Raw genomic sequence first — 11,923 nt, 5'->3', positions numbered from 1 at the left:
CTAGTTAAATAAAAATGAATCGAAAATTGAAAGGGGAATGTATTATGACTCAAAAAGAATTTCCGACAAAGGACTATCAGAAATCATATGAGGACGAACGCGACTCGATCAATTCTAAGGACTTTATGATTGGCGCCTTGATCGGCGGGATGATCGGAGCGGCTACTGCTTTGTTCATGGCTCCGAAAACAGGCAAGGAATTAAGGAATGACTTCAACGAACAAGCTAGAAACATTTCCGAGAAAACAGAAAGATTAAGACAAACGGCGATGGAAAAAGGTACAGTCCTTGCTGATACTGCAAAGGAAAAAACAAACTCCGTCACGGAAATCGTTTCCAATAAATCTTCGAATATCGTCAACAAAGTGAAGAGCCTGAAAACAGGAAAAGAAAACGGCGACGCTGCTGATGATACAACCAATTCAAGCAATAAGGATATTGATGTAACCGGAACTACCGATGCACCTATCGTATCCGTCGAAACGAACTTTGCTAACAGCAATGATTCGGAAAATAATCCTGCAGATCCTACAAGCGGAAACAAGAATGCGGCAAAATTAAAACTTGATGAAGCGAAAAAGGCATTCGATGAAACGGAAAGTAAACTAAAGAATTAAACTCCCTGGATTCCTTTAATGGGAATGAAGAGTCATTAAGGGACGAAGAATAAGGCGGTGAAGTGCTTCGATGGCTTCATCGCCTTTTTGATGGTAAAATTTATATGACAAGGAAAGGAGACTGCTATATGGTCATGAGCAAAATCGAAACAGAAGAACAATTCAATGAGCTTCTAAAAGAGGATACATTCCTGCTTTTCAAGCATAGCGTAACATGCCCTGTCAGCGCTGAAGCATTTGAACAATATGAGAGGTACATCTTAGGGAACGAACAGCTTAAAACGGCCTATTTGGCCGTCCAGGAAGCTCGTCCACTATCCAATTATGTGGCAGAAACCTTTGATGTCAAACATCAATCACCTCAGGCCATCCTTTTTAAAGGTGGAAAACCTGTGTGGAATGAATCTCATTGGCGGATTACATATGATTCATTGAGCAAGGCCATTACAGAATGAATGGAAGGCCGGATCCCTTTGGTAAGGGGTCCGGCCTTTTATTATTCCATTGATTGGCGGGCCTAAGGTTGTTAATCCTGGGGAAACCTTTTCTAGGAAGGCCCTTCCGTAAAGACTCTTTAAACATTTCTCGGCTTCGGACGAGTGGCAGAAAATTTAAACTTTTCTATGTTCTTGTGAAAAATGATCAATTAAATGATAGCTTTCCTGTTCTATTTCCAATATAATTCCTACAACGGATTGTGTTTCAATATTCTGTGTAATCGTTTTTCTGGCATGAGCGGCACCTAGTTTTAAGTATTTATAACTTTAATGCTTAAAAGCGTTTAATTATTAAAGAAAAATATAGTGACATTTATGGACACTTCATTTATAATTGATTTAATCATACATGAAATATTCTAAATTTTTCATTGATAAAACAATCGGGGTGGATGTTCGAGGATCCGGATGGGATTTTTTTAGTTTGAATCCGCTGAACCGATTTCTATTTTAAAAAACGAAGGGATGGATTTGTAATGAGCAACAAAGAGCTTGATGGACTTCGTAATCAACTGGATGATGTGAACCTTCAGTTATTACATCTTATTAATCAACGTGCTGAACTTGTACAGGAAATTGGTCGCGTTAAAGAAAAACAAGGTGTAAACCGTTACGATCCGGTCCGTGAAAGAACAATGCTGGATCTTATCGAAGCCAATAATCAAGGACCGCTTGATCTTGGTTCGATTAAACATATTTTCAAAGAAATCTTTAAATTGGGCTTGGAGCTGCAAAAGGATGATCAGAAGAAGACGCTTCTTGTATCAAGAAAACAAAAAGCTGAAGACACGATCATCGACATCAAGGGTGAATTGGTAGGTAACGGGATCCCTAGCTTCGTTTTCGGACCATGTGCCGTTGAATCTTATGAGCAGACAGCTGCGGTGGCGGAAGTCATTAAAGCTAAAGGTTTGAAATTGATGCGCGGCGGTGCCTTTAAGCCACGTACATCTCCATATGACTTCCAAGGGCTTGGTTTGGAAGGTTTACAAATACTTAAACGCGTTGCTGATGAATACGGCTTGGCTGTCATCAGTGAAATCGTGAGTGCCAATGATATTGAAGCGGCGATCGATCATATCGATGTCATCCAAATCGGGGCGCGGAACATGCAGAATTTCGACTTGCTAAAAGCGGCAGGTGCAGTAAATAAACCAGTTCTGTTAAAACGCGGACTTGCTGCAACGATTGAAGAGTTCATTCATGCAGCGGAATACATCATGTCGCAGGGCAATGGCAACATCATCCTTTGTGAACGCGGTATCCGCACTTACGAAAAAGCAACAAGAAATACACTTGATATCTCTGCTGTACCGATCTTAAAACAAGAAACACATTTACCGGTCATGGTTGATGTAACGCATTCAACTGGACGTCGCGATCTATTGCTTCCTACGGCTAAAGCGGCTCTTGCAATCGGTGCTGACGGTGTTATGGCTGAAGTGCATCCGGATCCTTCCGTTGCTCTATCGGATTCTGCACAGCAAATGGACTTCAAACAATTTGATGAATTCTACGATGAAATTAAACGTTTGAACTGGGTAACTGTTTAAGCTAAGAATGTCTTAATTTATCTACTTACGGCCCTTACCAACTTGGCAAGGGCTTTTTTTAATGGTAAAATACTAGTTTTTACAGAAAAACCTTCGAAATAAGCACTATTGGATTGCAGGAAAGATTCGACTATCGTATGATAAATAACAAGAATGAGAACTGTTCGGAAGATTGAGTCATACATAAAGTGATATCTATGTGAATTTTATACTTGAATAGGGTATTGAATATTTGACTGAGAAGAGAGTAGGACTGTTTTTTGTTAGGCAGATCGTTCCTAAAATAATCTTCCTTATAGAGAAAAACGCATAAAAGATTTTTTTTCGAAATAATTCGGGTCTTTTATGGGGAAAATGAAAGAAATGGAGGAATGGATGAATGAATAATATAACCATTTATGATGTGGCACGTGAGGCGAATGTTTCCATGGCCACCGTTTCCCGCGTAGTTAACGGGAATCCAAATGTAAAGCCTGCAACAAGGAAGAAAGTTTCCGATGTGATTGAAAAGTTAGGGTACCGACCGAATGCAGTGGCAAGGGGACTTGCCTCAAAGAAAACGACTACTGTCGGGGTCATCATCCCGGATATCTCGAGCATCTTTTTTGCCGAATTGGCACGGGGCATAGAAGATATAGCGACCATGTATAAATACAATATCATTCTAAGCAGTTCTGATGAGAATATAGATAAGGAATTCCATTTGCTGAATACGATGCTTGGAAAACAAGTGGATGGCATCGTATTCATGGGCGGCAACATTTCTGATGAGCATGTCAAAGAGTTTACGAATTCACCGGTTCCGATCGTTCTGGCAGGTTCGGTAGATGAAAGCGGGCAAGTTCCATCTGTTAATATTGATTATGAGGCGGCGGCATTTGACGCAGTGACCTTCTTTGCTGATAAAGGCCACAAGCATATCGCTTTTGTAAGCGGAAACCCTTCCGCGCTGATTAATGAAATGAAACTGACTGGATATAAACGAGGATTGAAAGAAGCTGGTCTTTCATTTGATGAAAGGTATATTGTTGAAGGTGATTATACATATGATTCAGGAATTGAATCTTTTGAAAAGTACCTGGAAGTTGAAGACAGGCCGACGGCATTCATCGCCGGTGCTGATGAAATGGCGCTTGGTATTGTCCATGCCGCACAGGACAAGGGGTATAATGTGCCGGAAGACTTTGAAGTGATCAGCTTCGATAATACGAGATTGACATTGATGGTGCGTCCGCAAATCACGACGATCGTTCAACCTTTATATGATATTGGTGCGGTTGCGATGAGGCTTCTTACAAAGTTGATGAATAAAGAACAAGTGGAGGAAGGTCTTGAAAAGGTGATCCTGCCGCATCGGATTGAAAACCGTCAATCAACGAAATAAACTGGTTTGGAGAGTGTCCCGAGGGCACTCTCTTTTTGTTCTCAAATGATGACCGAACAAAAAAGATCGTTTTTCAACGATCTTTTGGTTTACTTTGTTCATTGCTTTTCGATGTTTGCTTGGAAGACCTGATGGGATAAAGGACCTTTTCAAGCGTCAGGGCATTCTTCTCGGTAATTTCAGGCTTTCTCGGAATGGGTTCGTATATATCTTCCATGTCATCCCATTCAGCCGGTAGGGGAACAGGGGACTCAGGCTGCCAGCTATCGAGCCATTCCTTTGATAGGGGACCTGAAATGTCATTATCCGTCATTTCAAGCCAGACCCTCGCCCAAGCCCTCGGTACGACGCGCCATATATCATATCCGCCGCCGCCTACTGCAATCCACCGTCCTTCGCAATACTTATGGGCCATTTCATGGGCCAACTTTGGTATTTCCCTAAAAATCTTCATGGTGGCAGATAAATGGGTGAGCGGATCGTAATAATGGGAATCGGCTCCGTTTTGCGTTAATATGACATCCGGTTTGAAGTATTCAATGACTTCTTTAAAGGAAGCCTTATAGCATTCGAGCCAGGATTCATCTTCAGTGAACGCATCGACCGGGATGTTGAATGAATAGCCGTAGCCTTTTCCCTGGCCCCGCTCGTTAATCGTGCCGGTGCCGGGAAATAAATAGCGCCCCGTTTCATGAATGGATAAGGTGCAAACATCAGGATCATCATAAAATGACCATTGGACTCCGTCACCATGATGTGCATCGGTATCGACATACAAGACACGCGCCCCATATTTCTTTTGCAGGTATTTAATTGCGACCGAACTATCATTGTAAATGCAAAAGCCCGAGGCTTTCCCGCGGAAACCGTGATGCAGGCCACCGCCAAGATTAAGTGCGTGCAGGGACTGACCGGTCATGACGGCATCCACAGCCGTCAAGGTACCGCCTACAAGCAAGGCGCTTGCTTCGTGCATATTGGGGAAGATAGGGGTATCCTCTGTTCCCAGTCCATAATTTACTGCCTTTTCAGGGGGGAGCTTTCCCTGGCCCGCTAATCTGACAGCGTTTACATAATGGTGATCATGGATCAGTTCCAATTCTGCATCTGTAGCCATTCTGGGCTTGATAATTTGATCATCATTGATGGCATGGTGTTTTTTTAATAAATCAAGCGTGAGTTTAAGGCGTTTTTGATTGAATGGATGCTCATCGTTGAATTTGTAGGTAAGGAGTTCATCCGAATAGACGAAAAGGGATGTATCATTCATGTGAAATCCCCGGTAGACTAGGCCATAAAACGGTATAGCCTTCTTTCTTCAAATCCTCCACCACCATAAATGGATTCATCGTCTGTACACGAATTACAAGAATTTTATAATCGGTTCCATTTTTTTCAGGATAAACAAGGGTGCTCAGGATATTCGTATTGCGCCTTTTGAAAATATGGGCAATATCATGAAGGGAACCTGCCTTATCCGGGATTCTGATTTCGATTTGGGAACCGGGCTGATTGACTCCTGTCAACTCAACGTATGAATGAAGTAAATCAGTACCGGTTATGATGCCCACTAACTTCCTGCCCTTTACGATTGGAAGGCAGCTGATATTGTTATCACAAAAAACAGCCCCGATTTCTTCCACGAAATCAAGCGGGTGCCCTGTGATTATTTCCGTTTTCATGATGCTTGATAATGGTTTTTGTAAATCATTTTTGTATTCTTCGGTACGGAAAATAGAAGGGGCAGCATCCCGAATATCACGGTCGCTGACTAATCCCACAAGTTGAAAGCTGTCATCGACAATGGGTATATGGCGAATTCGTTTCTCCCTAATGATCAAGACAGCGCTATGGATGGTATCCGTTGGAGTGAGGGTGATGATATCCTCATTCATTATTGTTTCAACAATCATTTTCCTTCCTCCTCTTCCTCTCCTCTTTAATACATAAACCGATTCATAAAACGCAATTGGTCGAACTTCTGGATGGATTCCGGCGGGACTCTTTTGCCAATTCGGGCCATCAGGCAGTTGGCCGGGTGGGAACTGATTTCAGGATCATCTGTTGCAAAGTAGACCAAGCCACCCGCACTCATCATTTTTTCCATGACCTTGCGATAGTCCCAAATATTCAGCCCTGTCCCTTTCAAATCCCAATGCCAATAGTATTCAGTGGTGATGATGATGAAGTCTTCAACCGAATCGTCTTCCATTGAAAGGCGGATCAGGTTCTTCCCGACCGAGGCACCCCGGTATTTAGGGATGACCTCGATTGCACCAAGCTCAATCAGGTCCTCCATCTTGATTTCCGACCAGCGCTCCAAGGGATCGGGATATAAGTAAGTTACATACCCCACGATTGTTTCATTTTCACGGGCGATGAAGATCCTGCCCTCAGGCAAGTCTGCTATCTCTATTAACGCTTTATGCTGCAAAGCAGGGGGGCGAAAGGCGACCAAGTCTTCATGAAACTCATAAGCGGACATTTTTTCTCCGCTTAACGGTCCCTCGATGATGAGCGTTCCGCTTAAAGTCTGCAGTTCCTTAGTGTAAAAGGTCTTACTATATTCCATTCTTTCACCACCCTTGTTATATAGTAATCTTACACTCTCGCATTCCGAAGCATCGCTTTTAAACCGAATGGAAAGCTTACATAAATTATACATGAAAACAAGGGGCATAATTCAGAAAGTTCAAGGCGCTTTTGTTACAGTGCCCCTTCTTTCCCGGCTATTATATGGATGCACCTTGACCATAACCATATACAAGTAACTTTCAACATTCACCAAGAAGGGATTTCCCTAATATGGAAGCACTCAATATTTTAAAAATTGAGATAATTCGATTCTTATACTATAATAAAAATATAGAGCCGAATGAAGGGGGAGTTTGTCGTATGAATGTGAAAGCGTTACCAGTAGTGGAAGGTAATTTTAATTTAAAGAATTATGATGAAAAATACAATAAGTTTGACTGGTCTGAGACGGAAAAGGAATTCTCCTGGTCTGAAACCGGTAAAGTGAATCTTGCGTATGAAGCCATTGACCGCCATGTCGAAACATACAAAAAGAATAAAGTGGCCCTTTATTACAAAGACGATAAAAGAAATGAAAAGTATACATTCAAGGAAATGAAAGATTATACGAACCAAGCGGCCAATGTATTCAAGTACATTGCCAATGTGGAAAAAGGTGATCGTGTTTTCATTTTCATGCCTCGCTCCCCGGAGCTGTATTTTGCATTGTTGGGTGCGATTAAAACGGGAGCGGTCGTAGGGCCGTTGTTCGAAGCCTTCATGGAAGGCGCCATAAGGGATCGTCTTGAAGATAGTGAGGCAAGTGTGATTGTGACGACACCTGAACTTTTGCCGCGCGTTCCAGTGGATGAATTACCCCATTTGAAGCATATTTTCCTGGTGGGGGAAAATATAAAAGAAGAAGGAAAGTACCATCACTTCAATAAGAAATTAAAAGAAGCCGACAAAAAATTCGACATTGAATGGGTCGATCGGAATGACGGTCTGATTCTTCACTATACCTCCGGTTCCACAGGAAAACCAAAAGGGGTGCTTCATGTTCATAATGCGATGATCCAGCATTATCAAACGGCAAGATGGGTCCTTGATTTGCAGGATGAGGATGTGTATTGGTGCACAGCGGATCCTGGTTGGGTGACAGGGACGTCTTACGGGATTTTTGGACCTTGGCTGACAGGGACCTCGAATGTCATTGTAGGCGGGCGTTTCAAGCCTGAATCCTGGTACAAGACCTTGGAGGACTTTGGTGTCACGGTATGGTATAGTGCACCGACTGCCTTCAGGATGCTGATGGGCGCGGGTGACGAGATCGTTAAGCGGTTCGATTTAAGCAATCTCCGACATATTTTAAGTGTCGGTGAACCGTTGAACCCGGAAGTGGTGCGCTGGGGAATGAAGGTATTCAATCACCGGATCCATGATACATGGTGGATGACGGAGACCGGGGCTCAGGTCATCTGCAATTATCCTTGCCTGGAAATCAAACCTGGTTCGATGGGTAAACCGATTCCTGGCGTGAAAGCGGCAATAGTGGATGATCAAGGCAACGAGCTTCCGCCGCATAGAATGGGGAACCTTGCCATCAAGAAAGGCTGGCCTTCGATGATGAAGACCGTCTGGAAGAATGAAGCGAAATATGAATCTTACTTTATGCCAGATGATTGGTATGTTTCCGGAGATTCCGCATACATGGATGAAGATGGTTATTTCTGGTTCCAAGGCCGTGTTGATGATGTCATCATGACGGCAGGGGAGAGGGTCGGACCTTTCGAAGTGGAAAGCAAGTTGGTCGAGCATCCAGCTGTAGCTGAAGCGGGGGTCATCGGTAAGCCGGATCCGGTTCGGGGGGAGATTATCAAAGCGTTTATCGCCCTTCGTGACGGATACGATGCGAACGATGAGTTGATTGAGGATATTCGTACATTTGTGAAGCATGGTTTAGCAGCACATGCAGCACCTCGTGAAATTGAATTCAGGGATAAACTTCCTAAAACAAGAAGCGGTAAAATCATGCGCCGTGTCTTGAAAGCTTGGGAACTTGATTTGCCAACCGGTGATTTATCATCGATGGAGGATTGAGAAACTGAGTCATACTGATTATTGAAAATGAAAAAGGCATCCATTGTCACTTTCATGGATGCCTTTTTGGGAGATTATAAGGAAACAGGCTGTCGGGGTTACCCGACAGCCTGTTTTAGTTCAAGAGTGTCATTCTTCCTCATCTTCCGCTTTATCCGTTTCTTGCTCTTGATCATTGACTGTGCCTTGATCTTTGTCGTTCCCTTGAATTTCTTTATCTGTATTCTCTTTGTTTTGATCTTTGTCTTGAACTGGATCTTTTTCTTTATCCGTTTCCGTTTCTTTTTCTGGTTGTATATCTTTTTCTGGTTGTATATCTTTTTCCGGTTGTTTATCTGTATTTTTGTCTGGACCGTTCTCTTCTTTTGAGTCTGTTTTTTTAACTTCGTTAACTATTTTATCTTTTCCGCGATCATCTTTATTTTTCGTGGAATCTTCTTTGGAACTTGTCTTTTTAGCGCCGCTTTCAACATGTTGGGAAGGGGCTGATTCTTTACCGACAATGTCGACGGCCGTTACGTAATAAGATCCGCCAGAGCCGACTTTGTAAACAAGATTCTCCCCAGCATTGATGCTCGCCACTTTTTTGCCGTCTTTATAGACACGATAACCGACGACATCTCCTTCATGATGCAAGCCCCATGTAATCTTACCGTTGCTGATCGCTATGGATAGGGGATCTGGTGCTTTGCCATTATCATTCAATTTCGCTGTCGCCCCGACGACATTTCCTGATTTTTCGGCTCCGGGAATCACGGATCCCGGGTCAACGACATATCTCAATCCGATATCTGCAAAGGAATCTGGATTCAACATGAACCCGCCGCTTTTGAATTCGCCAGGTGTTTGCGGAAGGGCTGCGTAGCGTTTGCTGCCCACTGATACATATTGTCCATCTATGAAACTATCATCCGCCCTGGATGGAGCATACTTGGCGATGAATAAATCCGATTTGACAAGCCCGGCCTTTTGGCATGAGCTTGAAGGCAGCAGTCCTGAAACGCCACAGAAGGAACGGCTGACAATTCCGCCAGGCATTTCGAATCGCTTATCGGGGTCGATGAGTTTCGGTTCGACTTTATATGCGGCATTGATCAGATCTGCCCAATAATACAAATTACGTTTATTATATTCAAGACCATTATAAGTCCCTTGCAAGGATTTCGGCTTGTCATAACCGAGCCATGTCCCGAACGATACATTCGGGTTGCTGGCTACAAACCAGGCATCCCAATAGTTTTGTGAAGTACCGGTTTTACCTGCCCAATCGCTTGAGAAAGCAAGGCGGTTCCTGACCGAGGCCGCCGTCCCGCTGTTTACGACATCACGCATCATATCGAGCGTCAGGTAAGCGGCTTGCGGAGAGAAAACATCCACTGGTTTCACTTTATGCTGATAGATGACTTTGCCATCTTTCGAAACGATTTTATCGATCATATAAGCATCGATGAATTCTCCTGAATTGGCAAAAGTGCCATATGCATTGACGTTTTCTTCAACGGTTACACCTTTATCCATCGCACCCAATGACAAGGCAAGATTGGAGTAATCCCCTTTCGTCACGGTGGAGAAGCCCATTTTTTCCAAATACGAAGCGGGGCTCAGGTTGATGATTTTCTTGTAAAAGAGCGCTGCCGGGATGTTATAGGAATTCTTCAGGGCCTCGCGGGCAGTCGATACTCCCGTATAGCTGCCGCCGCCATAGTTTCCTGGACTCCACGGTTTGCCTCCTGTTGGAATGGAGATCGGCACGTTGGCCGATACGCTGCCAGGCGAAATCTTGCCCAGCTCGATGCCTGGACCATATATCACCAGCGGCTTCATCGTTGATCCGTTCGAGCGCAATGAAGCGGTGGCGTGGTTGTACTGCTTCCGCTTAAAATCACGGCCGCCTACGAAACTGATGATTTTCCCTGTTTTATTCTCGATAAGAATGGCCCCGGCTTCAACGGGCTCACCTGCTTTATCGTATCCGTAATTCGGATAGTTTTTCGTTACTTCCTGCATTTTGTCATAAATCTTTTTGTTGACGGTCGTATATACCTTATAGCCATTTTGCCGCAGCTTACGGTCGGCAAGTGCTAGATATTGAGCTTTTAAGTCAGCATTCTTTAAATCTTTCTCTTCATATCCATCTTCTTTTGCCAGACTGACAGAGAGGATTTCGATGGAACGTTTTTCGATTTCATTGGTGAGCCATGGATATTTCTCGGATGGCATCTCCGTTTTACCGATAAAGTCTTTAGTAATGTCGTATGCGTTTGCTTTAGCATATTCTTCTTTTGTTATGTACCCGTTACTATACATCCGCTTTAAAACGGTTTTCATCCGGTTGATGCCGGGTTCTTGATTTTCTTTCAGTTTTCCTTGCTGAGTATATGGTGTATAACCGAAAGGGCTTTGCGGCAATCCAGCAATAAAAGCGGATTGGGGCAGAGTCAGATCTTTGGCCTCCACGCCAAAAATACCTTCAGCAGCCGACTCGACTCCAGCGATGTTCCGACCGGAAGAATTTCGACCCAACGTGGAGACGTTTAGGTAGGTTTCCAAAATCTCTTCCTTTTCAAAGAACTTTTCGACCCGGAGCGCAAGAAGGATTTCTTTTGCCTTCCGGTCAAATGATACTTCGTTGGTCAGGATCTGGTTTTTAATGAGCTGCTGTGTTAATGTACTTCCTCCCGATTGGACGGTTGCATTCGAAAATTCCTGGTAAATCGCACGCAGGATGGCTTTCGGGACAACCCCGTCATGCTCATAAAAATACTCATCTTCTGTAGCGATGACTGCATTTTTAAGATGCTCGGAAACTTTATCGATGGACACTTCCTCACGCTCAAGGTCACTCTTAAGCTTGCCCAAGTATACTTCATCTGCAAAGTATACTTCAGAGGTCTCTTCATAATTGTAAATGTCTTTTTTCAAATCTTCTTTTGAGCGTACTGGCTCATCATTGACGAGGGCAGCGAAATAGCCGGCTCCGACGCCGCCGGCGAATGAGAATCCTAGGATCCCGACAATAATGAGGATCAGTGTTAAATTCCAAATGACTTGGTATGTAACCCGCGCGTTCTTATGTGTTTTTTCACTTTGGAAAAAACGGGTCAGCTGCTTCCAGACTGTTTGAAATCTATCTTTTTGATTATTATTCATCGTATCATACCCCCTGAAATCACATATATTATAGCATACAACCGGTAGGGGAAAGGGCATCTTTCTTATTTTTCTATAATCTGTAGGGTGAAGTTGACAAGGATTCTT

Annotated in this window: 9 protein-coding genes; 5 read left to right on the top strand and 4 right to left on the bottom strand. The window is 43.5% G+C overall.

Annotated elements, in window-relative coordinates:
- The first annotated feature begins 44 nt into the window (after positions 1–44).
- From AC2YHV_RS06280 to ccpA, 4 genes are all read left to right on the top strand, one after another.
- Positions 45–617, top strand: a complete 573-nt coding sequence (locus AC2YHV_RS06280; RefSeq protein ID WP_034309249.1) for a YtxH domain-containing protein — start codon at positions 45–47, stop codon at positions 615–617.
- Between the two features lie 128 nt (positions 618–745).
- Positions 746–1,072, top strand: a complete 327-nt coding sequence (gene ytxJ / locus AC2YHV_RS06275; protein ID WP_057276733.1) for a bacillithiol system redox-active protein YtxJ — start codon at positions 746–748, stop codon at positions 1,070–1,072.
- Positions 1,073–1,590: 518 nt separating this feature from the next.
- Positions 1,591–2,667 carry a bifunctional 3-deoxy-7-phosphoheptulonate synthase/chorismate mutase gene (locus AC2YHV_RS06270; protein ID WP_034309244.1) on the top strand — a complete coding sequence of 359 codons (1,077 nt, stop codon included), beginning with the start codon at positions 1,591–1,593 and terminating at the stop codon, positions 2,665–2,667.
- Between the two features lie 379 nt (positions 2,668–3,046).
- Positions 3,047–4,051: a catabolite control protein A gene (gene ccpA / locus AC2YHV_RS06265; RefSeq protein WP_053535943.1), complete on the top strand. Its 1,005-nt coding sequence runs from the start codon at positions 3,047–3,049 to the stop codon at positions 4,049–4,051.
- A gap of 73 nt (positions 4,052–4,124) precedes the next feature.
- On the opposite strand, the gene AC2YHV_RS06260 is transcribed toward ccpA, so the two are convergent.
- From AC2YHV_RS06260 to AC2YHV_RS06250, 3 genes are read right to left on the bottom strand one after another with little or no spacing between them, the layout of a single operon-like run.
- A complete protein-coding gene (locus AC2YHV_RS06260) occupies positions 4,125–5,321 on the bottom strand; it encodes an acetoin utilization protein AcuC (protein WP_487372820.1) in 1,197 nt (398 codons plus the stop codon).
- Positions 5,314–5,964, bottom strand: a complete 651-nt coding sequence (locus AC2YHV_RS06255) for an acetoin utilization AcuB family protein (protein WP_063575475.1) — start codon at positions 5,962–5,964, stop codon at positions 5,314–5,316. The genes AC2YHV_RS06260 and AC2YHV_RS06255 overlap by 8 nt, the downstream gene beginning before the upstream one ends.
- 26 nt (positions 5,965–5,990) lie before the next feature.
- Positions 5,991–6,623, bottom strand: a complete 633-nt coding sequence (locus tag AC2YHV_RS06250; protein ID WP_034309235.1) for a GNAT family N-acetyltransferase — start codon at positions 6,621–6,623, stop codon at positions 5,991–5,993.
- Positions 6,624–6,946: 323 nt separating this feature from the next.
- Between AC2YHV_RS06250 and acsA the strand changes: the two genes are divergently transcribed.
- Positions 6,947–8,665 carry an acetate--CoA ligase gene (gene acsA, locus AC2YHV_RS06245; protein ID WP_487372819.1) on the top strand — a complete coding sequence of 573 codons (1,719 nt, stop codon included), beginning with the start codon at positions 6,947–6,949 and terminating at the stop codon, positions 8,663–8,665.
- A 129-nt stretch (positions 8,666–8,794) separates the two neighbouring features.
- On the opposite strand, the gene AC2YHV_RS06240 is transcribed toward acsA, so the two are convergent.
- The gene (locus AC2YHV_RS06240; RefSeq protein WP_487372818.1) at positions 8,795–11,815 is read right to left on the bottom strand and encodes a transglycosylase domain-containing protein; all 3,021 of its coding nucleotides are present in this window, start codon (positions 11,813–11,815) and stop codon (positions 8,795–8,797) included.
- Positions 11,816–11,923 lie beyond the last annotated feature (108 nt).

The sequence above is a fragment of the Peribacillus sp. SRI_006 genome (genome assembly GCF_057586375.1).
Note: the sequence above shows the minus strand (reverse complement) of the source record. Positions and strands in the feature narration are given on the sequence as shown.

What these genes read in the sequence shown, in the direction of transcription:
- AC2YHV_RS06280 (WP_034309249.1), top strand. Translation starts at nt 45, where the DNA reads ATGACTCAAAAAGAATTTCCGACAAAGGACTATCAGAAATCATATGAG.
- ytxJ (WP_057276733.1), top strand. Translation starts at nt 746, where the DNA reads ATGGTCATGAGCAAAATCGAAACAGAAGAACAATTCAATGAGCTTCTA.
- AC2YHV_RS06270 (WP_034309244.1), top strand. Translation starts at nt 1,591, where the DNA reads ATGAGCAACAAAGAGCTTGATGGACTTCGTAATCAACTGGATGATGTG.
- ccpA (WP_053535943.1), top strand. Translation starts at nt 3,047, where the DNA reads ATGAATAATATAACCATTTATGATGTGGCACGTGAGGCGAATGTTTCC.
- AC2YHV_RS06260 (WP_487372820.1), bottom strand. Translation starts at nt 5,321, where the DNA reads ATGAATGATACATCCCTTTTCGTCTATTCGGATGAACTCCTTACCTAC.
- AC2YHV_RS06255 (WP_063575475.1), bottom strand. Translation starts at nt 5,964, where the DNA reads ATGATTGTTGAAACAATAATGAATGAGGATATCATCACCCTCACTCCA.
- AC2YHV_RS06250 (WP_034309235.1), bottom strand. Translation starts at nt 6,623, where the DNA reads ATGGAATATAGTAAGACCTTTTACACTAAGGAACTGCAGACTTTAAGC.
- acsA (WP_487372819.1), top strand. Translation starts at nt 6,947, where the DNA reads ATGAATGTGAAAGCGTTACCAGTAGTGGAAGGTAATTTTAATTTAAAG.
- AC2YHV_RS06240 (WP_487372818.1), bottom strand. Translation starts at nt 11,815, where the DNA reads ATGAATAATAATCAAAAAGATAGATTTCAAACAGTCTGGAAGCAGCTG.